Source organism: Rhodopseudomonas infernalis, assembly GCF_022271405.1.
Classification (GTDB): Bacteria; Pseudomonadota; Alphaproteobacteria; order Rhizobiales; family Xanthobacteraceae; genus Rhodopseudomonas; species Rhodopseudomonas infernalis.
The window spans coordinates 126351-152351 of the sequence record NZ_JAJNAL010000002.1 but is presented as its reverse complement, the minus strand read 5'-3'; the positions used below and the strand labels follow the sequence as shown (position 1 = coordinate 152351).

The 26001-nt window shown below is 65.0% G+C and carries 24 protein-coding genes and 1 tRNA gene; 12 read left to right on the top strand and 13 right to left on the bottom strand.

The genetic code is table 11. From position 1 onward, the window contains the following. Positions 1-16: 16 nt before the first annotated feature. Entirely contained in the window at positions 17-1039 is a 1023-nt protein-coding gene (locus LPW26_RS02415) for a transporter (RefSeq protein ID WP_238732644.1), read from the top strand. Between the two features lie 12 nt (positions 1040-1051). Then, positions 1052-2413 (top strand): carbohydrate porin, encoded by a 1362-nt coding sequence (locus LPW26_RS02410; RefSeq protein WP_238732643.1) that lies wholly within the window; start codon positions 1052-1054, stop codon positions 2411-2413. A 13-nt stretch (positions 2414-2426) separates the two neighbouring features. Here LPW26_RS02410 and LPW26_RS02405 read toward each other — a convergent pair whose 3' ends face one another. Continuing rightward, a complete protein-coding gene (locus tag LPW26_RS02405) occupies positions 2427-4634 on the bottom strand; it encodes a TonB-dependent receptor (RefSeq protein ID WP_406676847.1) in 2208 nt (735 codons plus the stop codon). A 147-nt stretch (positions 4635-4781) separates the two neighbouring features. On the opposite strand from LPW26_RS02405, the gene nikR reads away from it, so the two are divergent. From nikR to LPW26_RS02390, 3 genes are all read left to right on the top strand, one after another. After that, positions 4782-5213: a nickel-responsive transcriptional regulator NikR gene (nikR, locus tag LPW26_RS02400; protein ID WP_238732641.1), complete on the top strand. Its 432-nt coding sequence runs from the start codon at positions 4782-4784 to the stop codon at positions 5211-5213. Between the two features lie 165 nt (positions 5214-5378). Then, positions 5379-5789 carry a GrlR family regulatory protein gene (locus LPW26_RS02395; RefSeq protein WP_238732640.1) on the top strand — a complete coding sequence of 137 codons (411 nt, stop codon included), beginning with the start codon at positions 5379-5381 and terminating at the stop codon, positions 5787-5789. Continuing rightward, the gene (locus tag LPW26_RS02390; RefSeq protein ID WP_238732639.1) at positions 5767-6042 is read left to right on the top strand and encodes a PilZ domain-containing protein; all 276 of its coding nucleotides are present in this window, start codon (positions 5767-5769) and stop codon (positions 6040-6042) included. The genes LPW26_RS02395 and LPW26_RS02390 overlap by 23 nt, the downstream gene beginning before the upstream one ends. 61 nt (positions 6043-6103) lie before the next feature. Here LPW26_RS02390 and LPW26_RS02385 read toward each other — a convergent pair whose 3' ends face one another. The 4 genes from LPW26_RS02385 to LPW26_RS02370 form a co-directional block, all read right to left on the bottom strand. Next, positions 6104-6298 carry a hypothetical protein gene (locus LPW26_RS02385; RefSeq protein WP_238732638.1) on the bottom strand — a complete coding sequence of 65 codons (195 nt, stop codon included), beginning with the start codon at positions 6296-6298 and terminating at the stop codon, positions 6104-6106. 360 nt (positions 6299-6658) lie between these two features. Next, complete coding sequence (draG, locus tag LPW26_RS02380; protein WP_238732637.1) at positions 6659-7549, bottom strand: ADP-ribosyl-[dinitrogen reductase] hydrolase; 891 nt, start codon at positions 7547-7549, stop codon at positions 6659-6661. A gap of 8 nt (positions 7550-7557) precedes the next feature. Beyond that, positions 7558-8442 (bottom strand): NAD(+)--dinitrogen-reductase ADP-D-ribosyltransferase, encoded by an 885-nt coding sequence (locus LPW26_RS02375; RefSeq protein WP_263858954.1) that lies wholly within the window; start codon positions 8440-8442, stop codon positions 7558-7560. A gap of 69 nt (positions 8443-8511) precedes the next feature. Then, positions 8512-9504, bottom strand: a complete 993-nt coding sequence (locus LPW26_RS02370; RefSeq protein WP_238732636.1) for an AraC family transcriptional regulator — start codon at positions 9502-9504, stop codon at positions 8512-8514. A 568-nt stretch (positions 9505-10072) separates the two neighbouring features. On the opposite strand from LPW26_RS02370, the gene LPW26_RS02365 reads away from it, so the two are divergent. Further along, positions 10073-10162: transfer RNA gene (locus LPW26_RS02365), tRNA-Ser, on the top strand. 33 nt (positions 10163-10195) lie between these two features. Here LPW26_RS02365 and LPW26_RS02360 read toward each other — a convergent pair. The 4 genes from LPW26_RS02360 to LPW26_RS02345 are packed head-to-tail and all read right to left on the bottom strand — an operon-like array spanning position 10196 to position 14957. Next, on the bottom strand, positions 10196-11467 hold the full coding sequence (locus LPW26_RS02360; RefSeq protein ID WP_238732635.1) for a nitrogenase component 1: 1272 nt from the start codon (positions 11465-11467) through the stop codon (positions 10196-10198). Beyond that, positions 11464-12825, bottom strand: coding sequence for a nitrogenase component 1 (locus LPW26_RS02355; RefSeq protein WP_238732634.1), 1362 nt, complete (start codon positions 12823-12825; stop codon positions 11464-11466). Before LPW26_RS02355 ends, LPW26_RS02360 begins: the two co-directional genes overlap by 4 nt. A 1-nt stretch (position 12826) precedes the next feature. Next, complete coding sequence (locus tag LPW26_RS02350) at positions 12827-13699, bottom strand: nucleotide-binding protein (RefSeq protein ID WP_238732633.1); 873 nt, start codon at positions 13697-13699, stop codon at positions 12827-12829. A gap of 40 nt (positions 13700-13739) precedes the next feature. Then, a complete protein-coding gene (locus LPW26_RS02345; protein ID WP_238732632.1) occupies positions 13740-14957 on the bottom strand; it encodes a radical SAM protein in 1218 nt (405 codons plus the stop codon). A gap of 474 nt (positions 14958-15431) precedes the next feature. On the opposite strand from LPW26_RS02345, the gene LPW26_RS02340 reads away from it, so the two are divergent. From LPW26_RS02340 to LPW26_RS02315, 6 genes are all read left to right on the top strand, one after another. Beyond that, the gene (locus LPW26_RS02340; RefSeq protein WP_238732631.1) at positions 15432-16382 is read left to right on the top strand and encodes a sulfonate ABC transporter substrate-binding protein; all 951 of its coding nucleotides are present in this window, start codon (positions 15432-15434) and stop codon (positions 16380-16382) included. 34 nt (positions 16383-16416) lie between these two features. After that, on the top strand, positions 16417-17592 hold the full coding sequence (ssuD, locus tag LPW26_RS02335; RefSeq protein WP_238732630.1) for an FMNH2-dependent alkanesulfonate monooxygenase: 1176 nt from the start codon (positions 16417-16419) through the stop codon (positions 17590-17592). Next, positions 17589-18395, top strand: a complete 807-nt coding sequence (locus LPW26_RS02330) for an ABC transporter permease subunit (protein ID WP_238732629.1) — start codon at positions 17589-17591, stop codon at positions 18393-18395. The genes ssuD and LPW26_RS02330 overlap by 4 nt, the downstream gene beginning before the upstream one ends. Positions 18396-18403: 8 nt before the next feature. Then, positions 18404-19252: an ATP-binding cassette domain-containing protein gene (locus LPW26_RS02325; protein ID WP_238732628.1), complete on the top strand. Its 849-nt coding sequence runs from the start codon at positions 18404-18406 to the stop codon at positions 19250-19252. Between the two features lie 7 nt (positions 19253-19259). Beyond that, positions 19260-19826, top strand: a complete 567-nt coding sequence (locus tag LPW26_RS02320; RefSeq protein ID WP_238732627.1) for a flavin reductase family protein — start codon at positions 19260-19262, stop codon at positions 19824-19826. 201 nt (positions 19827-20027) lie between these two features. Next, a complete protein-coding gene (locus LPW26_RS02315) occupies positions 20028-20981 on the top strand; it encodes an aliphatic sulfonate ABC transporter substrate-binding protein (RefSeq protein WP_238732626.1) in 954 nt (317 codons plus the stop codon). Between the two features lie 181 nt (positions 20982-21162). On the opposite strand, the gene LPW26_RS02310 is transcribed toward LPW26_RS02315, so the two are convergent. From LPW26_RS02310 to LPW26_RS02295, 4 genes are all read right to left on the bottom strand, one after another. After that, positions 21163-22545 (bottom strand): nitrogenase component 1, encoded by a 1383-nt coding sequence (locus LPW26_RS02310; RefSeq protein WP_238732625.1) that lies wholly within the window; start codon positions 22543-22545, stop codon positions 21163-21165. 10 nt (positions 22546-22555) lie between these two features. Next, a complete protein-coding gene (locus LPW26_RS02305; RefSeq protein WP_238732624.1) occupies positions 22556-24067 on the bottom strand; it encodes a nitrogenase component 1 in 1512 nt (503 codons plus the stop codon). Between the two features lie 66 nt (positions 24068-24133). Beyond that, positions 24134-25009: a nitrogenase iron protein gene (nifH, locus tag LPW26_RS02300; RefSeq protein ID WP_238732623.1), complete on the bottom strand. Its 876-nt coding sequence runs from the start codon at positions 25007-25009 to the stop codon at positions 24134-24136. Between the two features lie 35 nt (positions 25010-25044). Continuing rightward, the gene (locus LPW26_RS02295; protein WP_238732622.1) at positions 25045-25935 is read right to left on the bottom strand and encodes a radical SAM protein; all 891 of its coding nucleotides are present in this window, start codon (positions 25933-25935) and stop codon (positions 25045-25047) included. Positions 25936-26001 lie beyond the last annotated feature (66 nt).

The following is a 26001-nucleotide window of genomic DNA, read 5'->3' as shown; positions in this document are numbered from 1 at the left end:
AGCCCGGTCGACAGTCATGCAGCAACTAAGACCGGCGGCCGGCGCTCCATCGCTGCCGCCCGTTCCCGCCGACGCGCTCCTGCCGGGATTGGTCTGGGCGTTCCGGTTCGCCCCGGACGGCACGCCGCAGCCGATGTCCGACGCCGCGCTGGTCTCCGAGCCCGGCGGCTGGTGCTGGCTGCACTTCAACCTCGCCGACGCGCGCGCCTTGCAATGGCTCGCGTCGGCGGATCTGCCGCCGCGGGCGCGGCAATTGTTGCTGTCCAAGGACAGCTATCAGCAGATGCACGGCTCGGAGGACTGCGTTTACGGCGTGGTCGCCGATCTGAAGCGTGACATCGCCGACATCACGGACGACACCGGCTTTCTGCGCTTCGTGATGACGGAGAATCTGTTGATCAGCGGCCGGCATCAGGCGCTGTGCGCCGTCGACGCCACGCGGCGCGCGCTCGAGCGGGGCCGGCGCATCGAAAGCGCCGCAGCGTTGTTCGAGACCATCATCGACGAGGTCGCCGATGCCATGGAGCGGGTCGTCGACGGCGTCGAACACGAGCTCGACCATATCGAAGAGAAAGTGCTGTCCGACGACACCGCCGATGTGCGTCAGGGCCTCGGCCAGACCCGGCGAAGCTGCGTGCGGCTGCACCGGCATCTGTCGGGTCTGCGGATCGTGCTGCATCGGTTCGAACGCGACAGCAGCGCCGACCTCAAACCGAGCCTGCAGCTACGCGCCGGAAAGTTGGCGCAGCGCCTCGACAGCCTGGATCACTCCGTCGTCGAGATGCGCGAGCGCAGCCGGCTGCTGCAGGAAGAACTGCATCTTCAGATCGAGGAGCAGACCAATAACAGCTTGCGGGTTCTCTCGGTGCTGACCGCACTGCTGCTGCCGCCCACCCTGGTCACCGGCCTGTTCGGCATGAACGTCAAAGGCCTGCCGTTCACCGATACGGACAGCGGATTCTCTTGGGCCCTGCTGCTGATACTGGCGTCTTCAGCAGCCGCCTTCGTGGTGATGAAGCGGATCGGCCTGATCAGATAGTCCGGGTGGTGCGTGCCGAAAGTCCTGCCGATCGCCCTTCGCGCAGCCGTCCTGCTCGCCGCCATGCTGCTCTCCGCGATCAGCGGAGCGGCGCGCGGCGACGAGCGCAGGCCGGTTACTGAAAGCTCGGCCAATGAGCTGCGGCAGCGCCTGGCCGATTGGGGCGTCCAGTTCAACATCACCTATATCGGCGAAGTGCTGGGGAATATCTCGGGAGGCGTCCGCACCGGCGCCGTCTACACCGGCCGGGCCGATATCGGCACCACCATCGACCTCGAACGCTTAGTCGGCTGGACCGGGGCAACCTTCCACGCCAACATGTACCAGATCCACGGCGACGGGCTGTCGCGGAGCTATGTCGGCAATTTGATGCTGGTCAGCGGCGTCGAAGCTCTGTCCGCGACGCGGCTGTACGAGATGTGGATCGAGCAGGCACTGTTCGGCAGACGGCTGCTGATCCGTGTCGGACAACAGCCGTCCGACGCCGAATTCATCGACAGTAAGTACGACGATATCTTCGTTAATTCGGCGCTCGGCTGGCCCGGCATCACCGGCATCATCCTGCCGAGCGGCGGCCCCTCGCCGCCGCTGGCCGCCCCCGGCATCCGCCTGAAAGCGCAACTCAGCGACAGCCTCACCGCCTACCTGGCCGTGTTCGACGGCGACGCGGCGCCGCCGGGGCCGGACGATCCGCAGATCAAGAACGCTAACGGCCTGGCATTCCGCATCAACGATCCGCCGTGGATGATCGGTCAAATCCGATACGGCTTCGAACTCGGGAATGCGGCGCTGCCCGGCACGATCGCGGCGGGGGCTTGGTACCATTTCGGCAAGTTCGATCACTTCCACCTTGGCGCCGACGGCCGGTCGCTCGCCGACCCGTCAGGCACGGGCGAGCCGATCTCGCTGCGACGCAATCAGGGGATCTTCGGCGTCCTCGAGCAGAAGCTGTGGCACAGCCCGATCGATCCGGCCAAAGGCCTCGGCATGTTCGTGCGGACTTCGGTCAGTCCGGGTGACCGCAACCTGATCAGCTTCTATATCGATGGCGGGCTGCAGCTCACCGGCTTCAGCGCCAGCCGTCCCGACGACAAAATCGGCCTTGCCGCAACCTTCGCGCGGATCTCCGAGGGCGCACGGCAATTCGACCGCGATCGCCAGATCTTCACCAGCGTTGCCACGCCAATCCGGGATTTTGAAGCCGTGATCGAGGCGACCTATTGGGCGCAGCTCACGCCGAACTTCGCGGTTCAGCCTGTGTTCGAATACGTGATGCATCCCGGCGGCGGTCTGGTCGATCCGCGCGACCCCAGCGGGACCCGGCGAATCCGCGATGCGATCGTGTTCGGAATTCGCACGACGACGACGTTCTGACCACCGATGCGGGTCAGAACGCCCCCGCCAGAGTCAGTCGCACAGCCAACGGCTCGGCCGGATGGACGTGGCGATCGCCGACGCCGCCGAGCGGCTCGCCGGGGAGGCGCGACAGATAGTAGTATTCGATCTGGTTGGTCCTGGCGTTGAACAGGTTCAGCGCGTCGAGCTGCACGCGGATGCCGTTGTCGAAGCGATAGCCGAGCCGCGCGTTGAAGATCAGCGACGCCAGCGAGGTCTCGCTGCCATCCTCGATCAGCGGTCGCGGCCCAAAATAGCGCCCCTTCACCGCGCCGAACCAGCCGGTCTCACGCCCGAGCGTCAGCCCCGCGCTCGCCACCCAGGCCGGCGCGCCGGGGATCAGATCGCCGGCGGGATCGATGTCGGTGAAGCGCGCGCGCGTATAGGCGACGTCGAGATCGAAACCGAGCCACGGCAGCGGCCTATACTGGCTGATCCACTCGACGCCGACGCGCCTGCTCGGCCGGCTGGGCTCGGTCGTACCAGCGTCGCCGACGAACAGCAGCTCGGAGTCGAAATCGAGCACGAACACCGCGAGTGACGTCGTCAGCCCTGGGATCGAGCGGTTGCGAATACCAAGCTCGCCGCCCTTCGAGCGCACCAGCAACGGCACGCGGTCGAGCGGCGTCGTCTTATCAGTGGGATCGACCGTGATGGTGGCGCCGCGAATGTCGTTGCTGTGCAGGCTGGTGCCGGCATTGCCGTAGAACTCGGTCGACACCCACGGCCCGAGCACAATGCCAAGCTTCGGGCTGGTCATCGTCGCGGAAACATTGCCCGAGTTTGCCGGTGTATCGCTGATCACGCGGCCGCCGATGTAATCCTCGCGCACGCCTGCGGTGGTCCGCAGCCAGTCCGTCCAACGCACCGTGGTGTCGGTCCACACCCCGAGCGACTGCTCGGAGACCTCGTCGGCACGCACCGTGGACAACCAGTCGCGCTGCAGCGTCTTGTTGAGCCCAAGGCTGATGCTGTCGGCGCGGCTCTGCAGCCCGACGCGGGTTTCCACCGGCAATCCGGCGAACCGATAGTCGAAGCGCTGGGTGCCGTTCAGCCCGACCACCGTGCGGCGGTCGTATTGGTTGAACTGATCGCCGTTGATGGGATCGTCGAGGACGTAGGTGAAGTTGTTGTAGAGCTGCAGCGATGAGCGGATCACATAGGCATTGAGGTCGGTCTGCCCGATGTCGCTCGACTGCGCGAACCGGCCGGACAGGCTGAAGCGGCTGGCTGTGCCGCCGTCGGTCGGATCGAGCGAGCCGTAGCGGCCGATCAGGCCCTGATCGATCGCACGCTGCGCGACCTGATCGGTCGAGGTCCAGCGGTTGGCGTAGGCCATGCCTGTCAGCGAGAAGCCGTCGGTCAGCGTGCCCTGGCTGTAGCGCAGCACGCCGTTGAGCTTGCGGACGTTGTCGGGCACGTTCCAGGGGCCGTTATAAGTGTTGCCCTCGAACGCCGCCAGCAAGGTACCATCGCCGACCGCCGTCGAGCCGGCACCGAGCAGTCGGCGATAGCCGAAGCTGCCGAGGCTGACCTCGGCGAGGTTCTTCGGCATCGTGCGCAGATAGTCGATGCCGACCGCACCGGCCGAGCCGAAGTCGCCGACATCGGCGAAGTACGGCCCCTTGCGCACCGTCATCGTGCTGATCAGCTCGGGGATCATGAAGTTGATGTCGGCGTAGCCCTGGCCATGGCCGTGGGTCGGCATGTTGACCGGCATGCCGTCGACGGTGATCGCCAGATCTGTGCCGTGGTCGAGGTTGAAGCCGCGCAAGAAGTACTGGTTGGCCTTGCCCTCGCCGGAGTGCTGAGTGACCACCAGCCCAGGCACAACCTCGAGCGCTTCGCCGACCCGCGCCACCGGCAGCGCGTTGACCTCGGTGCCACTGATCACCAGCGCGCTCGCCGCCTGGTTCTGCGGCGCGCTCAGCGGGACCGGCGTTGAGGAGCGATCGCTTGGCGGGGTGCCCACGGCACTGTGTGGAGGCGCTGGAGCATCAGACGCCGTGCGCGCCTGATCCGAGTTGGAGTGCCGCGTCGAACGCCGCGGCCCCGGCCTCACCTGTTCGGATGGCGCATCCACCGCGATCTGGGGGAGCGTCCGAACCTGCTGGGCCAACGCCTCATTTGTCCATGGAAAGCCGATGATCGCGCAGACCGCCCCGCCCCGCGCCCAATGCCGGAAATCACACCGCCGCATGCCACCACCCTCACGCCCTGCTCCATTGCAAGACGCGCTCGCCCCAATCTGCTATCGCGGGCCATCCCGGCAGATCTCCCGTGTTCCCAGCGTGGCACGGCCGGTATGACGAAGTCAACGAAACTGCATACAACAAGAGGGCCTGCGATGCATCGCGTGACCATCACTTTGGATGATGACCTGATGGAAAAGCTCGACGCCATCATCGCGGCGCGCGGCTACCAGAACCGTTCCGAGGCGATCCGCGATCTGGCGCGGATCGGCATCCAGCAGACCGCTGCGCATGCGAACAATGAGCACTGCGTGGGCGCGATGATCTACACCTATGATCACTCCAAGCGCGATCTGCCCCGCAAGCTGACGCAGAACTTCCACACCCATCACGACTTGTCGCGCGCCACGATGCACGTGCATCTCGATCAGGACCAATGTCTCGAAGTGACGATCCTGGACGGCAAGGCGAACGAACTGCAGCACTTCGCCGACCACATCTTTTCCGAACGGGGGGTGCGCTACGGCCGGCTGGTGACGATCCCGGCCAGCCCGGACGCAACCGGCGACGGTCACCACCACGACTGATCGCTGCGCGTCGCTGTAGTGCGCCCAAGCGCCGGCCGTTCGTGACCGCCCGCTCTTCAAGTCTTTCATCTAGGTAAATGTACCGTTGCCTGGCGGGCATCACGTCTTAGCAAAGATGTAAACGAAAGGTGTTAGACCCCCCGCATTGCACGGCGGGGGATAGTCATGATCGATACTTTGAACGGCTTTTACGCAGCGGAATTCGAGACGGCTCGTAAGAAGGCGCATGGCGTCGTCGTGCTGGGGGACGGACAGATCCGCGGCGGAGATTCCAGCTTCGCCTATATCGGCTCCTACACCCAGGTCGGCCATGTGGTTTTCGGCAGCTTGCGCGGCATTCGCCACGCCCACCCCAGAGACCCGGCGCACGTCTCGGTTTTCGGCATCGATCCGGTCGAAGTCTCCTTCGACGGCGTCGCCAAGGACGGCTACGTCTCGATCGAAGGCGCCGCCCGCGAAACTCCCAGCCTGTCGCTGCGCGCAGTTTTGACGCGGATCGACGAACAGCATCCCGCCGCCGGCGGCCACCGCCCTCACCATAGCGGACGACCTGATGAGCATTCCGGAAAAACGTAAGTCTCCTCGCATCGCCTTCGATCGCGGCTTCGACGCCTGGATCATGTCGATCGACGGCACATGGCGGCTGAGCTGCAAGATGCGGGATGCATCAGCGGAGGGCGCGCGGCTGGTGCCGTCGTCGATCGAAAAGCTCAAGGAGAAGGAGTTCTTCTTGTTGCTGTCCTCGACCGGGCTCGCCTATCGCCGTTGCGAACTCGCCTGGATCAACGGCGAAGAGATCGGCGTCAAGTTTTTGCAGGTGAAACGCTGAACGTGAAAAGCCGAGACGAAGCCTCAGGGCCGCTGCGCGGCAGCGAGCGCCCTCTGCGTGATCAGGTCGGCGGCTTCAACTCAGCCGACGACAGCCAGCCTTCCATATTCGCCGCACTCTCGAGCTGCTGCGCCCGCGAAAGTAAGCGATCGCGTGCATCGCTCGGCGCATTCTCCGCCTGATCACGAAGGCTGAGAGCCTCTTCGATCAGGCGTTGATACAAAGATTTGGGATGCCGTGGGGGACGGGGCTGCATTTACTCCTCCCATATCGCTCGAATGGCGGGAGCGCGATGTCGCGTTCTCATCACCCACCACTGCCCTCGATGTTCGGTGACGCTTGGATTATGGGGTCGCCCTATCCCAATTACCAGTGCAATAGCGATCTGACGCAGCGGCAATCTGCATGATTGGCTATTCGCATGATTGGCTATTCGACGGCGTACTGATTGCTCAGCACAGGATCGGGATGAGCTGCAGCAATAGAGACACCAACGCGGCCCACATGCGAGGCTCGCGCGATGTCACCACTCATTAAAATCGTTCTGTTCCGACATTATATCAGAATATCGAGACCGATCGTATCAAATGATGCGATAAGCGACTTGTATGGTGTCTTACAAAGATGCACGCGACGACAATGCTAACAGACGCGGCACTTGATCGCGTGCAGCGGACACGACAGTCCGATCCAGCCGATCGAGCCAACGCTTCGGCAGCGCTGCAAGTCCGTAGGTCGCGCCAGCGAGCATCGCTGCCAGCGCTCCGGTGGTGTCGGCGTCACCACCCTGATTGACCGTCGCGATCACGCAATCGGCAAAACTGTCCGTGCTGAAATAGAAGTGCAGCACGGTCTGCATCGTATCCACCACATAGGCGGACGACTGGCCGCGATACGGCTGGAACCCGAAGCTGCGATGGCGCTGCACCAGTTCGTCCGCTATCGCATGCGCCTGCGCGGGCCCCTCGCCGCGGAGCAACGCGTGCAGCATTCGCACCAGCGCCACGGCGGCGCCATCGGACAGCGGATGGTGGTGGGTGATGTGCCCCTGCGCGATGGTCCACGCTTCCGCCTCGGCCGGGCGTCCGTAAGTCGCCAGCGCCAGCGGCAGAATGCGCATCGCTGCACCGTTGCCCGCGTCACCCTCGAAATACGGACCTTCCACGCTACCGGTCGTGATGTAGCGACGGATGCCACGACGGCAGGTGCTGCCGACATCGACCGGTCCGGTCTTCAGCCACGCAGCGAATTCCTCGCAGACGTCGTGCACATTCAAGCCGCCGCAGCGGATCAGCGACCGGCCGAGCGCCAACGCCATGTCGGTGTCGTCGGTCACCTGCCCCGGCTTCAACCGGAGCCAGCCGCCGCCGACGATCTCGTTGTGCACGCCGTAGCGTTCCGCGATTTCCGATCGCGTCATGAACTCGACGGTTGCGCCCAGAGCGTCGCCGATCGCAAAGCCGAGATAGGCGGCTAGCGCTCGTTCGTCGATGCTCGGTTCGGCCATGGCGCCTCTCAGAAGTAGCTCGCGGTGACCCGATAGGCGCCGCCGATCACCAGATACTCGCCCTCACCCTTCAGCGGATGCGCGGCGAGCAGCCGGTTGAAGAACAGAATCTTCGGCACCGGCACACGGACCGTCAGGATGGTGTCGCCAAAGCAATCCGCAACGCTGCGATCCGACGAGAACGAGGTCAGATTGTTCAGCCGCATCACGACATGGCGCTTGTCGAGGCGATGCACGATCTGGTGTTCGTCGAAATCATTGACACCGCGATACAGCGTTAAATGCGTACTTCCCGCCGCGGTGAAATGCGCGAGCGCCCATTGGCAGAACTCGTACAACAGGTCGAGCTGCACGGTGATGGCGTTGTTATGGAAGCGACTCGACATCTTCTGCTCGACGTAGCTCGTCCAAGCAGGGCTGACGATCTGCGTGAGCGGCTGCTTGTGGAACGTCGGGAAGATGCCGAACCGGCTTTCAACCCACCCCTTCAGCACCGCGCCCTCCGGTCCGTTGCTGTCGAAGCCCCAGCCCTTGATCAGGTCGAGGAAAGACGAGCGGAAGCGCCGGCGCCCACCACTGGCGCCGCTGCGGATGCGCTGCTCCGGATCGATACCGAACAGCGCATTCATGTAACAGGCGAATGCATCGCCGGCTTCGGCGAGATCGGCCGCCTGGCCGAGCATTTCGAACAGGCTCGGGTTCATCTCGCGCACGCCGGCGACGTGCAGCGGCAACGGCTGATCGTTGAAGGCAACATCGGTGAGATATCCCATCGGCACGCCGACGAGATTGGTTGAATGACCGATGCCCGCTGCTGCGTTCAAAATGCCGGCCTTGCCGCTCGCGCCCCTTGGGGCACCGATGATGCGCGCCACCGCGGTGACGACCACCATCGTTAACGGACCCGGCTCCTCCTGCCTATGCGCATCTCGGCTAGCCCTGCGACATCCCGGAATGGCGGCTCAGCGGGCCCGCGACAGCGTTTCGGACGGCAATTCGCCGTGCTTTTGGCGATAGTCGTGGGCGAAGTGCCCGAGATTGCTGAAGCCACAGGCGAACGCCACCGACGTGACCGAGCGCGACGGCTCGCCCTGCAGCAGCATCTCACGCGCCCGGTTCAGCCGGACCGATTTGGCGAACGCCATCGGGGAATAGCCGCGATGCTTCTGGAAGGCCTTGAACAGGCTCCGGACGCCGACATTGGTCGCCGCCGCCAGATCGTTGATGGTGATCGCCCTGCTCCAGGACGCTGCGATGTACTCTTCGGCCAGACGGACATATTCCGGCGCCGTATCCGGAGCGTCGCGATCGAGTTGATCGCTGAAATTATGACGAACCACGCTGAGGAACGACACCATCAACGCGTTCTCGAATTCCCGCAGCATCGACGGCGGCAGACGCGGCCGCGATGGATCGACATGCTGGGCGAGGAACAGCCCGAAGTCGCGTAGCGCCTGCGCGCCGCGCTGATCGATCCGGGCACTCGGCGCAAACGTCAGCTTGCCGCGCGGCTTGACGCCCAGCATCGCCTCGAGCGTGGTCATCAGCGCGTCATTCGGGAAACGGATGATCATCTGCTCGTAGTCGCCGCCGAACTCGAGCCGCGACGGTTCTCCGGATGACGATACGCACCAGTTGTCATGATCGACATCGATGGTCGCCCGACCGGTCGTGGTCCGACTGCTACCGCGCAACGCGATCTGAAGCCGAGCGAAATCCGCTTCGGCAAACTCCGCCTGGGCGGGGGTTCGATAGCGGCAGAATCCGAACCCCGCGGAACCCAGCTTCACGTAGCTGCCAAACCCCTCGAACCCCTCCGCCGCCGCTGAAAACGTCTGCGCGCCATAGAAATGGATCAGCGCGTGCCGCATCTCCTCAGGATCTGTGGTGTGAACGATCGGGGCCCGGTTGATCGGGTATTCAGCCTCTCTCCCGTGCTCGGACGCGTCGACCATACCTTGAGAACTCCACGGTTCGTCTGGATTGGGCCCAGTTTTGCTGAGCCAAACCTAGTTGTGTCGCGGAGTTCCGACCGACCAATTTGGGACACACTGGGCCGAGTTGGCACTCAGCGAAGCCAAATCGGGATGAGATCGCGGCAAAACTGTCACAGTTTATGAACGGTCTCGCCGTTCTCCAGCGTTGACTGACACGCATTTTGACAGCCCCGCCGCCTTCCCAGCTTCAAGCTGCATCTCTCCAGCCTCGACTTCCGCCCAAAATGGCGGCCTGCGGCGTGCTGCCATCACCGCCGCGCGATTCGAATGGAAGCCTGGCTCAAGCTCGCGGTGGCGCTACTGCAACGACTGGAGGTGTTTTCGCCACCTCTCGCGGCGACATACGAAGCAGGCGGAGATCACACGAGCAGCGTGGTTTCGCCGTTCAGCACTCCGATCACGTGGTGCGCTCGCCTCGCGCCCGTCGCATGCATCAGTGCGGGGCCTAGCGCCCGCCCACCCGCACCGCCTCGCAAGCCCCTTTCGCAGCGGTCCCCGGTTTGCTAAGGGCCTGATCTGCCAAATCGGAAGGGTGGCCGAGTGGTTTAAGGCACCGGTCTTGAAAACCGGCGTGCCCGCAAGGGTACCGTGGGTTCGAATCCCACCCCTTCCGCCATAAACCGTTGATTGTATTTTGCAAAATCTATTGCTATCTGGCCGGCTTCTGAACGTCAGAGATCGACGTCACGATGGTTTCGAGAAGCGCGAGCCCGCCGCGACAACCACCGAAGCCGGTCGTCAGGCCAAGCCTGCGCGTCGGCGCTGCACATTCGATCAGCGGCACGCCCAGTTTCGCGGCCGTCGAGCGCTCCAGCGCGCTCCCGAACACGAACTCCGCGCCGCTGCCGGCGATGAGTTGAGCAATCTCGTCGTCGTCCTCGCTGTAGTGCACGGCTCCCAGGCCGGCCTGTAGCGATTCGCGAGCACCCGGCGGCGGATTGTCGGTGACGACGATGCACACCGGTGACCAGCCGAGCGTCTCGATCAGAAAGCGCGCAATGCCCGTGGCGTGCAGGCTTGGCACCGCAATGGCGAAGCTGCGCGGGCCGCCCTGGCGGTAGAGCGTTTCCAGCAGATGATCGAGACAATAGGCTTCGCGCCGTCGTTCCGCATCGATGAAAGCCTGCGCCGTGCTGTCGTCAATGTCGCTGACGGCGGCGACGACCTGCTCGAGCAGCTTCGTCGTTGCGATCGCGCCGATCGGCAGGCTGCCACTCTCGACCCACGGCACGCCGAAGCCATCGTCGAGCGCGCGAGCGGCGGCGGTGCCCCACGGCGACACCGACAGGCTGAGTTCGGCCTGCGCAACAGCGCGGAGGCCCGCGACGTCGCCTTGCGGCCCGAACACCGGATTGGGTGTGAGACCGACGCCCGCAATCAACCGCGACAGCTCTTCGATCTCGGCGAGCCAGAACGCATCCTGATGCGGCACCGGACCGAAAATGTTGATCAGCCCGGCGCGTCGCGGAGCAATGCCCTGCGAAGTCCCGATCGCACCTTTGAGAAAGGCTTCGTAACCGTGATAGGCCGAGCCACGAAATCCCGCCGTCGCCAGATCGAGCACGTTGTGACCGAGGTCGCGGGCCTCCCGCGCCATCGCCTCGACGTCGTCGCCGATCATTTCGGCCGGACAGCCGGTCATCACCACCGTCAGCTCGCCGGGGATAATCCCGCCGGTGTTCTTGATCTGCTCGCGCAGCCGCGACGCGCCGCCGAACACGATGTGCTTCTCCGACAGATTGGACGTAGCCCAACCGCCCGCGGCACCGCAGCCGACGTGGCCTTGCCAGAGGCCGGCCTGCAGGCCGCAGCCCGGCGTCGCATGCACCAGCGGCGTGACGCCATCGATGGCCGATGCCGCATACAGCGCGCCGTGCAGCGCGCAGCCGGCGCGCGGTCGCGCCAGAGACGCCGCCATCATCTCACCTCGCGTTTGATGTGCCAGTCGGGACTGCGCTTCATCCACCCCGCGAGATAGCTCGCAGCCGGCGCGGCGAGCCGTTGCTTCAGGGCCTGACCATCCAGCAGTCGCTGGATCCGCGACCCGAGACGGGTTTCGCCGGAGGCGCCGAGCAGATCGTCGGCGCCGACCGCGACTGCCGCAATGCCGGCGCGCGCCGCCGTCGCCGCAGTCGCGGGTGTGCCGATGACTAGATCCGGAGCGATGCGGCCGAGCCAGTTGACCAGCTCGAACGGCTGCCCTGCCGCGACATGCAGCGGCAGCTCGGGATGTGCGGTCCCGATGGTTCGCAATCCGTCGAGATGCAGACTGTCGACCCAGTCGACGCTGAGACCCACGAGTTCGCCGCCGAACCGATCGACGAGTTCAGCGACGGCCAACGCGCTGGACGGCGGCAGAGCCACGACGACGCTGCGGCCGTTGAGGATCCGGACATCGTGCGTGTCGGCAACGGGCGCCGGCGCGGTCCGCTCGGTCGCGGCCGCGATCGCAGCAACGAAGCGTTGTGTCGCCGCAGCGCCGATCGGCGGCGGCAGCCGCAGGAACGGCACGCCGTGCAGCCGGTCGAGCTCGCGCCGCAATGCATCGGTCTCGTCCTCGAACACAGCCACGCTCAACACGGCCTGCGCCGCTCTGGCAAATGTGGCAGGGCCTGCGCCAACCGGAAACAGATTGACCGCGAGGCCGAGGCTCTCGATCGCTTGCACGACGCCGGCCAACCCCGGCCCGCGTTCGAGCGCCAGCAGGTTGATCACGTCCCTCTGTCGCGCTCCGCCGGGCGGCACCAGTGTCGCGATCGCCTGCGCGGCGATGTCGAGTCCTGTCGCGGCGACCCTCGAGCGAAAGCCGTCGGTGCGCAGCTCGATGATCGGAATGCCGAGTTCGTCGCTCAGTTCTTCGGCGACGGATTGAATGTCGTCGTTGTTGATCGCCACCACCGGCGTCGCCACCACGACGATTGCCCACGGCCGGTGCCGAAGATGAAGCTGCCGCAGCGTCCGCGCGAGCGTACCGTCGGCGCCGAGGATGGTGTCACGCTGATCGAGATTGGTGACCGCCCACGGCCGGTCGGCCTCCGCCGCGGCCAACGCGCCAGCGCATCCGCGCGCACCATGAACGATGATCCCCAGCCCGTCGGTTTCAGTAAGAACCTGCAGGGCGGCCGACACGTCGTCCACGGCAACCTGGGAGAACGTGCGGATCCGGGTAACTGGCGGCCCAGCCTCGAACTCCGCGATCAGCGAGCCGACATCGCCCAGATAGGCGCTGAGCGCGCCGAGCCGCCGCTCGCGCGTCGGCGGTTGCAACTGCCTGGTCACGTCACACCGCCTCGGCCAATGATCGCTCCGCAGGTGCGCCGAACACACGGTCGCCCCATTGCTTGGCCCAGTCTTTCAGAGCGGGCCCATTCAGCGGCTTCGGGATCGCGACCGGGTGATCGCTGGCGATATGGCGCGCGAGCTGGCGATAGACATCGGCCTGCTCGGATGTCGGCGCGGCTTCGATCACGGTCTGGCCGTAAAGTTCGCTCTGCGCCACTGTCAGAGACCGCGGCACGTAGCCGACCACGCTGGTGCCGGTCCGCGCCGCGAAATCGTCGATCAGCGACGACGCGTACGACGTCTGGATGCTGTTGGCGATCACGCCGCCGAGCCGGGCGCCGCCGGACGGCGCATACTTGCTGATCGCCTTGAACAGATTATTGGCCGCGAAGATCGCCATGAAGTCCGACGACGTCACCACGAAGGCAGATTCGGCAATACCGTTGCGGATCGGCACCGCGAAGCCGCCGCACACCACGTCGCCGAGCACGTCGTACAGCACGTAGTCCGGCTTGAACTCTTCGAACAGCTTCAGCTCGTGCAGCAGGTCCACCGCCGCGTTGATGCCGCGGCCGGCGCAGCCGACGCCCGGCACCGGCCCGCCGGCCTCGATGCACAGCACGCCGCCGAAGCCGGTCGCCGAGACGTCAGCGATGGTCGGTCGGCCGCTGTCGCGCAGGCTGTCGAGCACGGTCGGCAGATCCTCGCCGCCGCGCAGGATGGTGGTCGAGTCGCTCTTCGGATCGCAGCCGATCTGAATGACGCGATGCCCCGCCTCGGCCAGCGCCGCGCTGATGTTCGACGTCGTCGTCGATTTGCCGATGCCGCCCTTGCCGTAGATGGCGATGTGCTTGGCTTTTCCGCTGCTCACGATTCCCCCGATTGCTCTGCCTGATCGATTGCGCGACGGCCTATTCGGCCGGCTCGAGCTGCTTGGCGGTGGCGAACACCGGCAGCAATTCGTCCTCGATCCGGTAGATGTCGTGCTGCAACGTGTCCGACGAGGCGTGGCTGTCGAACACGTGCTCGTAGCTGATGCCGTTCTTCTTCCAGATCGCGACCAGCTTGTGCGCGAGGTCGAGATACCAGCCGGGCTCGGGCGAACGGTGGCCCTCCAACTCGGAGCCGGGATTCGGGCACCACACCGTGAAGGTGCCGACCACACCTTTCGACGCCAAATACTCCAGGCCGGCGAGCGTGCTGCGTTTCGGCTCAATGCCGGCGACGATATTCGAGCGAACCCGGCCATGGCCGAACACTTTGGCGGCGTGTTCGAGCGCCTTGACCCAATGCTCCCAGCCGCCACCACCGCGCGCCTTGCCGGGGCAGATCGCATCGTAGATGCCCTTGTCCCAGATCTCGATATTCATCGCGGTTGTCCGGTAGCCCGCTTCCTTGAAGCGATCGATGTTGCGCAGATCGAGCGGCGCCGCGACCGTCGCGGTGCCGTTGAAGTCATCACGTCCCGTATGCCGCTGGATCGCCTCGGCGACGTCGAGATAGTATTCCAGCTCACGCCGCTCCGGGATGACGCCGCCGCTGACCGTTAGATGGTCGATCGCACCGTCCTTGTAGGCCCGCGCCGCGGTCTCGCCGATCTGCTTGGCGTTTTTCCAGAAGACGTTCTGCCGGCCGCCATAGACGTCCTTGGTGTGATTGATGTTGCAGAACAGGCAATCCTCGCCCTTCTCCTTGTAAGAACATTCGTTGCTGTAGACGACGAACAGATGCCGCTCGGCATAGTGGGCGCCGATGTTGGATATTTCGATGCCGTCGGAGGTTCTAGCGCTGTAGAATGCCGGACGCTGATAGAAGGCGATCTCGGACAGAACGCGGTCGCCGTCACGCAGCACCGTCCGCCCGTCGAGCGCGTCGATCCGATAGGACGAACGCGGATTCCAGCGGAACGGCGTGGTCAGTCCCAGCGGCAGATAGAAGTGCGACGGCAGCTCGACGGTGTGAGTCTCGAAATCCATTTCGAACAGACAGTGCACCTGTTCCTGCGCCTTGATCCCCGGCTGGATCAGTTCGAGCGCTTCCCCGCTGATGGCGACGCCGTTGATTCCAAGCTCAGCCTTCAGGGCGAGCTCGCGCCAGAGCCCTTCCTTCAATTCGCTCACCGTCGGCATAGGTTCTTTGTCCGTCGCTGCTAAGCGCGCACCATCGCGCGGTCGAGTGATCATCGACGAACGGGTTCCCAGCGACAATTCTGAAGATCACCGATGTTGGAGAGGTTTTCGAACGGCACCGGTGGAACCGGAAGCATAGCCCTATCGCTATGGTAACTGATTGTGTGGTGCTATTCGTCCTTCGGGTGGGAGATGCAGCCTCGCATCGCGCTACTACGCGTGTTGGGCGAAATCGCTGGCGCAATTCTCGCCAGATCGCTGTTCACGGATGCGTGACGGACCGCATAGCCCGTGCGGCCCATTTCAGTGGGAGAACAGCCATCCCGCCATCCGCCTGATCGGAGCAATTTACCACTCCCCATTTCGGGGAGCGCAGGCCTGTCGTTGCTATTTTTCCGGACGTCTCGACACACTTCGCAGCGCTGCCCATCATCCGCGAACGATGAATGTCACGATGATCGGCGAGCGCACCGCATGAAGCGACGGGACTTCCTCACTTTGTCAGCCGGCTTAGCGCTGCTACCCGGCTTCGGGGCCAGCGCTTCTGCCGACGCTTCGCCGACAGAGATCCGCATCGGCTATCAGAAGAACGGCGTGCTGGTGATCGCGCGCCAGCGTCGCGCCCTGGAAGAGCATTTCGCGCCACAGAAGATCGGGGTGAAGTGGGTCGAGTTTTCCTCCGGCCCGCCGATGCTGGAGGCGATGAACGTCGGCAGCATTCACTACGGCGCGGTCGGCGACTCGCCGCCGATCTTCGCACAGGCCGCAGGCGCGGCGATCGTCTATGCCGCAGGCCAGCCGATCACCAACGGCCAGGGCATTCTGGTCCCGCAAGATTCACCAATCCGGACGCTGGCCGATCTCAAGGGCAAACGAATCGGCTTCACCAAGGGCTCGAGCGCCCACAACGTCGTGCTGCTGGTGCTGGCCAAGGCCGGCCTGAGCTACGCCGACATCACCCCGGTCTATCTGACGCCGCCCGATGCCGGCCCCGCCTTCGCGCAGGGCAGCATCGACGCGTGGTCGATCTGGGATCCGTATTTCGCGATCGGCGAGTTGAAACAGAACGGACGGGTTCTGGTCAACGCGTCCGAGGTCGGCCGCACCAACTCGTTCTACATCGCAAATCGTGACTTCGCGCAGCGCAACAAGCAGATCCTGAAGCAGGTCATCGACGTCACCAGCGCCACCGCGCAATGGGCGGAGCAGCATCGCGGCGACGTCGCACAATCGCTCAGCGCCGTCACCGGCATTCCGCTGGATATTCAAACCATCGCCGCGGACCGATCGTCGTTCGCCGTCGGGCTGATCACCGACGACATCATCGCGACACAGCAGGGCGTCGCCGATCGTTTCCATCAGCTCGGACTGATTCCACGGCCGATTGTGGTGCGTGACGCGGTCTGGACCCCGACGCAGGCCTGAACGCCCATAACAAACAGAACAAGGGAGAATGCGGATGAGTTCACTCCACGCGCCGGGCGCCCATTTCCTATGGTTCCTGCCCACCCACGGCGACGGGCATTATCTCGGCACGAGCGCCGGCGGCCGCGACGTGAATTTCAACTATCTGCGCCAGATCGCGCAGGCCGCCGATCAGCTCGGCTATTTCGGCGTACTGCTGCCCACGGGCCGGAGCTGCGAGGATTCCTGGGTCGTCGCCTCCGCGGTGGCACCGTGGACCGAGAGGCTGCGCTATCTGGTCGCCGTCCGCCCCGGCCTGCAATCGCCGACCGTTGCAGCGCGGATGACGGCGACACTCGACCGCGTCACCGGCGGACGCCTGCTGATCAACGTTGTCACCGGCGGCGATCCGGTCGAGAACAAGGGTGACGGCATATTCCTGTCGCACGACGAGCGCTACGAGGTCACCCGCGAATTCCTCAACGTCTATTCCGATTTGTTGTCGGGCAAGACCGTCAACGTCGCCGGCAAGCACATCACGATTGAAGACGGCCGGCTGCTATTTCCGCCGGTGCAGACGCCGAGGCCGCCGCTGTATTTCGGCGGCTCGTCGGATGCCGGCATCGACGTCGCCGCCGACACCGTCGACAAGTATCTCACGTGGGGTGAGCCGCCGGAGCTGGTCGCCGACAAGGTCGCCCGCGTCCGCGCCGTGGCGGAACCGCGCGGTCGCAAATTGTCGTTCGGCATCCGGCTGCATGTGATCGTGCGCGAAACCAACGAGGCCGCCTGGGCCGCGGCGGACGATCTGATCCGCTACGTCACCGACGACACCATCGCCGCCGCGCAAAAGGTGTTCTCGCGGATGGATTCGGTCGGGCAGCAGCGGATGGCGCAATTGCACGGCGGCCGGCGAGACAAGCTCGAGATCAGCCCCAATCTGTGGGCCGGCGTCGGCCTCGTCCGCGGCGGCGCGGGCACCGCGCTGGTCGGCGACCCGCAGACTGTGGCCGCGCGGATCAAGGAATATCAGGACGTCGGCATCGATACGTTCATCCTGTCCGGCTACCCGCATCTGGAGGAAGCCTATCGCTTCGCCGAGCTGGTGTTCCCGCTGGTCAAGCCGCAGCACGAGGGCAACGTCACCAAGCTCCGCGCCAACACCGGCCCGTTCGGCGAAACGATCGCCAACGAACTGGTCCCCCAAACCAAACAGGCCGCCAAACCATGAGCCTCGTCGAAACGCTCGCCCGCCCGCGCGCCTGGCGTCTGCCCCGTGCCGACGGCCTGATCCAGTGGATCGTGCCGCTGCTGATCATCCTTGTCTGGCAGGCCGCCTGCATGTTCGGTCTGGTTTCATCACGGGTCCTGCCCGCGCCGACCGACGTCGTCGTCGCCGGCTGGAAGCTGCTGCAATCCGGCGATCTGGCGAAGAACATCTGGGTCAGCTTCTGGCGGGCTTCGGTCGGCTTCGCGATCGGCGGCCTGATCGGCTTTGCCTTCGGCCTCGCCAACGGCCTGTCCAGCCTCAGTTCGAAACTGTCGGACACCACGCTGCAGATGGTCCGCAACGTGCCGCATCTGGCGCTGATTCCACTGGTGATCCTGTGGTTCGGCATCGACGAGCAGGCCAAGCTGTTCCTGGTCGCGCTCGGCGTGTTCTTCCCGATCTACCTGAACACGCTACACGGCATCCGCACCGTCGATCCGCAACTGATCGAGATGGGCCGCATCTACGGCATGACCAATGTCGAGCTGTTCCGCCGGGTGATCTTCCCGGGCGCCCTGCCCTCGGTGTTCGTCGGTGTCCGCTTCGCGCTCGGCATCATGTGGCTGACGCTGATCGTCGCCGAGACGATCGCGGCCTCGTCGGGGCTCGGCTACATGGCGATGCAGGCGCGCGAATTCATGCTGATCGACGTCGTGGTGCTCAGCATCCTGATCTACGCCCTGCTGGGCAAGGCAGCCGACAGCGCTTCGCGGCTGCTCGAACGCCTGACCCTGTCCTGGCATCCGGCCTTCCAGAAGAACTGAGATCGATGATGATGGAAGCGCTTCAGTTCATTCTCGCCGACAGCCGGACCGCCGCGGCTGAGCCCGCCGATCACGTCACCGCCAAGGACGGACGGCAGCACGGCGACGCCGACACCCGCGGCCTGCCGCTGACGATCCGTGCCTTGCGCAAATCGTTCGGCGACAACGACGTGCTGCGCGGCATCGATCTGCACATCCCCGCCGGCCAGTTCGTCACCATCGTCGGGCGCAGCGGCTGCGGCAAGAGCACGCTGCTGCGGCTGATCGCGGGACTCGACGCGCCGACCAGCGGCAACATCTCGTTCGGCGAGGAGCGCCAGCCCGGAGACGTCCGCGTGATGTTTCAGGAGCCACGGCTGCTGCCGTGGGCGCGCGTGCTGTCCAATGTCGAGGTCGGGCTCGGCGCCGACCGCAACTCGCCCGACGCGCGCGGGCGCGCCGATGCCGCACTGATCGAGGTCGGCCTCGACGACAAGCGCGACCAGTGGCCGGCGGTGTTGTCCGGCGGGCAGAAGCAGCGCGTGGCGCTGGCGCGTGCACTGGTCAGCCAGCCGCGCGTGCTGGCATTTGACGAGCCGCTGGGTGCACTCGATGCGCTAACGCGCATCGCCATGCAGCGGCTGCTGGAACAGGTCTGGCAGGATCAGGGCTTCACCGCGATCCTGGTGACGCATGATGTCGCCGAAGCGGTCGCGCTCGCCGACCGCGTGCTGGTGATCGAGGACGGCCGGATCTCCAACGACATCGTTGTCGACCTTCCCCGCCCGCGCCAGCGCGGCTCGGCCGAACTCGCGGCGCTCGAGGGCGAGATTCTGCGCGACCTGTTGAAAGGCTCCGAGGGAGCCTTCGAACTTTGAGGCGGCGATGAACCTGGCACGCCACGACGACAGCCTCCGATCCGCGACGCCGGCCGACTTCGCCCATGCGATGCGCCAGCTCGCCAGCGGCGTCTCCATCATCACCGCGGGCGCCGGCGCCGAACGCGTCGGCATGACCGCGACCGCGGTCACCTCGCTGTCGATGACGCCGCCGACGCTCATCGTCTGCCTCAATCAGCAATCCTCGGCGGGGCCTTTGTTGGCGCGGAGCCGAACCTTCGCCGTCAATGTCCTCGCTGCCGATCAAATCGAGATCGGCGAGCGATTTGCCGGAAAAGGCGGCCTCAAGGGCGACGCGCGGTTCGCCGGCGACGCATGGAGCACCGGGCTGTCCGGCGCACCGGTGCTCAGCGGTTCGCTGGCGACGATCGAGTGCGAACTCGACGAGAGCATCAAGCGCCACACCCACGCAATCCTGATCGGGCGCGTGATCCGTACCGCGACGCTGCCGCGCAAATCATCGCTGACCTATTGGCAGGGCAGCTACGTCGCGATCGACCGGGACGAGGATCTGATACGGCTCGCCGAAGTGAGCGTGCCGGGTCACAGGTAGGGCAGCGAAAGGCGGTAGTAGCCCGCCCCCGCGCCCGTCTGACGCCGAATCTCATCGCGCGCCGACTGGCTGAGAACATTCCGACCTGATCGCCGAAAGTCGGAAGAATAGTTTGTACTTATTACATTGATCTTTGGAATTCACCCGGACGGCGTTGGTGCCTCTAATGATCGCCCATCAACGTTACGTCGGAGCCATCACATGATCACATCGCGCAGATCGCTACTCGCCCTTGCCTTTGCTGCTTTTGCTGCGACCTCCGTCGCACCATCGTTTGCCGCTGAGTTGAAGGAAGTCCGCATCGGCTTCCAGAAGGCCGGCATTCAACCCGCGGTGAAAGAGCGCGGAGTTCTCGAAGCGGCGCTGAAGGAGAAGGGTCTGTCCGTGAAGTGGGTCGAGTTCGCGTTCGGGCCGCCGCTGCTCGAGGCGCTCAACACCGGCAATATCGATTTCGGCTACACCGGCGACACGCCGCCGATCTTCGCGCAGGCCGCCACCGCCAATCTGCTCTACGTCGCGGCGCTGCCCGGCTCCGGCAAGAACGAAGGCATCGTCGTTCCGGCGAACTCGCCGATCAAGACCGCCGCCGATCTCAAGGGCAAGCGGATCGCGATCCCGAAGGGATCGAGCGCGCACAACACGGCCGTGGCGATCCTCGAGAAGGCGGGCCTGCAGTTCTCCGACGTCACGCCAGTGTATCTCGCGCCGGCCGACGGCACCGCGGCCTTCGCCGGTGGCACCGTCGACGCCTGGGCGATATGGGATCCCTATCTGGCGCTCGCCGAGAAGAGCGGTGCGCGAGTCGTGAATTTCGCCGGCGACGCTCACGAAACGATCGGCTTCTTTCTCGCCAATCGCGAGTTCACAAACGCCCACGGCGATGTGGTCGCGCTGCTGAACCAGAGCTTCGCCGAGGAAGCGCAATGGGCCAACAGCCATCACGACGAGATCACCAAATCGCTCGCCGCCTCGACGGGCGTCGATCCGGGCGTGATCAAGATCCTGGTCGATCGCTCGGTCTTCGAGGTGACTCCCGTGACCGACAAATATCTCGCCGCCCAGCAGAAGACCGCCGACCGGTTTCACAAGCTCGGCCTGATTCCGAAGCCGATCAACGTGCGCGACATCGTCTGGAAGTGGTCGCCGGCGTCCTGACCCACACGAACAGCGCACCCACGCCTCTCACGCGACAATACATCCGGCCGGACCGATCGAGGTCCGGCCGTCTGCTTTGGCGCCATTGACGGGCCGCCGCCGCTGAGGGCAAAGCGCCGTCAAACGCAATCGGCGGCGCCGTGGCGCCGCCGATCCCTCTTCAGCCCGATCCGGACCGACGTCACGCGCTGTGGCTGACGACCGTGCTGTAGATCCGCTCGAGCAGCGACAGCGCGCCGCGATAGCCGACATAGCTGCGCGACAGCACCACCTCGTAGGAGGCCGGGAAGCCGACCTCGATCAGCGAGCCCTTCATCTCCTTGACCAGATCGCGTTCCCAGGTGGTGCCGAAGATGATCGGCGGCTTGTGGCCGAAATCCGCTTTCCGGATCGCATCGTGGATTAGGTAGCTGTCCTCGGCGAATTCGATCTCGACCGAGACGTCGTGGTCGATGGCACGGAACTGCTCGCGGATCGCCTCGCGATGTTCGACCGGCGGATCCTCGGTGACGATCTGCTTGGCCGGGATCAGACCGAGCTGGGTGACGAGAAACTTCGTCAGAGCCAGATTGTAGGCGCTGTCGCCGATCACCGCAAACCGCGCCGGCAGCCCCCACCAATATTCCGAGTAGAAATCGGTGAAGCCGTCGATGTAGTTGTAATAGCGTGTCTCCTCGCGGGCGATCACCTGCTCCACCGGCCCGGCCGCCAGACCCGCGAATTCGGCGACCTTGCGCAGGAACTCGCCGCTCTGCCGCGCGCCGATTGGCAGCACCGGGATGTGCAGATACGGCTGGTCGTAGCGCTCTTCGAGCAGCTTCGCGGTCGCGAGACCCAGCCATGGCGACAGCACCACGTTGAACTGGGCGCGCGGAATGCTGCGCCACTCGCTGAGCCCCGCCGAGTCCGGGCCGAACAACACGTTGACCTTCAGGCCGATACTCTCAAGCAGCCGCTTGATCTCTTCGAGATCGCCGCGCCAGAACGTGTTCTGATACGGCAGCAGCGACCAGAGATTGACCAGGCCCTGCTCCCGCACGCCGTCCCACGGGCCGAGATATTGCTCGATAATCGCTTGCGTCACCGCCTCATGGCCGGTGAAATTGTTGCCGCGGAAGCCGCCGGTTTCGGCATAGACGATCGGCACGCCCTTCTTCTGGAAATCGCGCACGACCGAGCCGACATCGTCGCCGACCAGATCGGGGATACAGCCGGTCAGCACCACGAACAGATCGGCATCGAGGACGAGCTGCGTCGATTCGATCAGTTCGCGGAGCCGGTCGGCGCCGCCGAAGATTACTTCGCGCTGCGACGCGTTGGTGCTGGGCACGACCGGGCCACCGCCGTAACCCGAGCCCTGGAAGCCGTTGTAGAACGCGAGGTTCATGTACTGCTTGTCGGCGCAGCCGGGGCCGCAATGGGTGATCGGCACCACGCGCGGGATCGCGGCGGCGCTCTGCATCGCGCCGATCGCGCAGACGTAACGCACCAGTTCGATCGGGCCGGATTTGTCGGCGTCCGGCGTGATCTCGTTCGGGCGCGATTTGAGGGCAAGGATGGCCATGGGGATTCCTCTAGGCGACGGCGGCGCGGGAGAGCGCGAACGGATCCGGCTGGGCCAGCCAGGATTGCTTGTAGGGAAGGCTCACGCGCTTCGCGATGTCCTGATGGAATTTGCGGTGCTGCAACGCCGCCAGGATCGACTCGCCCAAATTGACCATGCCCTGATAGCCGAGCGCATGATGCTCGTCGCCGAGCGGGATCGCCGGAATGCCGAGACGCGCCGCGAGCGGCGCGAGGCCGTTGTGGCGGATGATGATGAAGTCCGGCTTCACCCGCTGCAGGAGATTGTAGAACTGGTACTGCTGCCTATTACCAACGGTGAAATGTCTGACGTCGCCGTAGTTCTCGACCAGGTGGCCGAGCGAATCCTGGCGCGGATCCTCGGAATCGTAGACTGGGTCATGATGAAACACGAGCGAGCCGTCGACCTCGACGCCGATCTCGCGCAGCACGCCGATCAACCCGTGCGAATAGGCCGAGCCGGTCGCGACATAGCCCTTGAGGCCCTTCAGCTTCGGACGGAGCTCGTCGAGCAGCGGCTTCACCCGCGCGTGCTCGCGGGCGATGTAGTCCTCGGCCTGCGCCTCGCGGCCGGTGACGCGGGCCAATTCGCGCAGCCAGGAATCGGTGCCGGGGAAGCCGTAGGGCTGCGGCGCCTTGATCTGCTCGACGCCGAATTCCTGCTCGAGCGCGGTCGCGAGATAGGTGCCGAGCGTGTAGCAGAAGCTCACGGTCGCCCTCGCCTCCGACATCTGCGCGAGCTGCTCGACGGTCGCCATGTCGACGACGTAGTTCACCCGCAGCCCGAGCTCGGCCAGCATCGGGGTGAACACGTCGGTGCCCCACAGATTGATGACGTTGATCAGGTCGTCCTGCCTGGTCTCCGGATTCTTGCGCACGATCTGGCGCAGGATGCCATGCTGGGTGGCGTCGAAGCCGGTCGACCAGTGCTTGGACTTGAAGCCCTCGCAGTGCAGCGGGATGATCGGGATGCCGAACTCCGCCTCGGCGGCGCGCGCGACGCTCTCGACGTCGTCGCCGATGATGCCGCTGGCGCAAGAGGTGGCGATGAACACCGCCTTCGGCGCGTGGCGTTCGACCGCCGCACGAATGGCGACCGCGAGCTTGTCGGCACCGCCATAGACCATGTCGCGCTCGCGTAGATTGGTCGAGATGAAGCGGATGTTCTGCACCGGCAGGCCGCGCATCGCGAGCCCGTTTCGATAGATCGAATTATAGATCACCTGCCCCGCGCCACAGCCGATCGGCGAATGCTGGACCAGCACGGCGTCGCGGATGTTGCCGGCCTGGCATTCGACCATCTGCTCGCTGCACACCGAGCCCTGCGTGAACGGCCCTTCGAGCTCGCAGACCCGCCGCGCCTTGGAGCCGCAGCCGCCGCAATCGCCGCGCGAGAACGCCGATTCATCGGCGAGCTTCGAGGCCGTACCGTCCCAGCCGATGATGGTGCCGAGCCGCTGCTCGCGGGTCTCGACGGTCGAGGTCTTGAGATTCAGAGTCATCGAAGATGCTCCACTCGAAATGAGGGGCTAACGCTAACGTCCGGTCGAGAGAACGAGACGCTGCAGCTACGCGATCTCGCGGTTGCGCTCGGCTTCCGCACGCTCCGCCGCGACCAGATGGTCGGCCCAGCGCGCCGACCATTCGCGCAATTGCTGCGGATTGAGGGGGGTCGGCACCTTGGAGTCGGTGTGCTCGGCGATGCGCTTGGCGAGCTGGCGATAGACGTCGGCTTGGGCCGATTGCGGCGCCGCCTCGATCGTGGTGCGGCCGCTCAGCTCGGCCTGAGTCACGGTGAGCGAGCGCGGCACATATTGGACGATAGGGGTGTCGGTGCGGGCGGCGAAATCGTCGATGATCTCGCGCTGGAAATCGGTGTTGATCGAATTGGCGATGATGCCGCCGAGCAGCGCCCCGCCCGAATTGGAGAACCGCTCGATGCCGCGGAACAGATTGTTGGCGGCGTAGATTGCCATGAAATCCGACGACGAGACGGTGAAGACATGCTCGGCGATGCCCTCGCGCACCGGCACCGCGAAGCCGCCGCACACCACGTCGCCGAGCACGTCGTAGATCACGATGTCGATGTTCAGTTCCTCGAAGACGCGTTGCTGCTTGAGCAGCTCCACCGCCGTGATGATGCCGCGGCCGGCGCAGCCGACGCCGGGCTGAGGGCCGCCGGCCTCGACGCAATAGATGCCGCCGAAGCCTTCGAAGATCGCCTCGTAGGCATCGACCCGCCGCCGCTCCGCGAGCAGGTCGAGCACCGAGGGGATGTATTCGCCGCCGCGCAACGTATTGGTGGAGTCGGCCTTGGGATCCGCGCCGAACTGCATCACCTTGTAGCCGGCCTCCGCCAGCGCCGCGCTGATGTTCGACGTGGTCGTCGACTTGCCGATTCCACCCTTGCCGTAGATCGCAATCTGCTTGAGTTGTCTGGCCATGTGGGCTTCTCCAGTTGGATGTCGAGTGATCGGCCTCAGCCGTGTGAAAAGGTCGGCTCGGCGCTGAGGCCATCGCCATAGAGCTGCGCGGCGTAGTCGCTGACGCCGGGAATGCCGCAGGCGTCGGCGCGGCAGCGCTGGCAATGGGTGAACACGCGCAGATGCTGCTCGGCCGCAGCGCGGGCCGCATAGCGCGCCATCATTCCGGGTGCCGGCAGGTGCGCAAAGCCGTGTTGCGGGATCAGCGGGATGATGTTGATCAGATGCGCGCCGGCCGCGGCCACGCGCTGGGCGACCGCACCGACGTGGTGATCGTTGACGGTCGGAATCAGCACGGTGTTGATCTTGATGGTCAGGCCGAGCGCCGCGGCTCGGGCAATGCCCTCGAGCTGGTTGGCGATCAGCCGTTCGGCGGCGGCGACGCCGTCCATGCGCCTGCGCTGCCAGGCGATCTTCGGCGTGATCTGCGCCTGGATCAGCGGATCGATCGAATTCACCGTCACCGTCAGCGTCGAGACGCCGACCGCGGCAATCTCGTCGATCCGCTCCGGCAGCATCAGGCCGTTGGTCGACAGGCACAGCACCAGCTCCGGCCAGCGCTCATGCACCAGCTTGAACGTATTCAAGGCATGCGGCGTCGCCAGCGGATCGCCCGGCCCCGCAATGCCGACCACATTGATCGTCGGGCACAGTTCGAGCGCACGCTCGACGATGTCGACCGCCTGCTCAGGCGTCAGCAGCCGCGTCGCGACGCCGGGCCGCTGGTCGCGTCGATTGAAATCGCGAATGCAGAAGGCGCAATCGATGTTGCAGCCGGGGCTCACCGGCAGATGCAGCCGCGCGCTACGCGAATGCCCCTCGGCCGTTGTGCTGAAACAGGGATGGCGGCCTTCCAATGCGGGAAACGCCGGCGTGGACGCCGCCATGCGCATCGCCTGTGCCGGACAGGCACTCGCTGCCGCGGTCGTGCCTGTAATCGAGTTCGACGCACT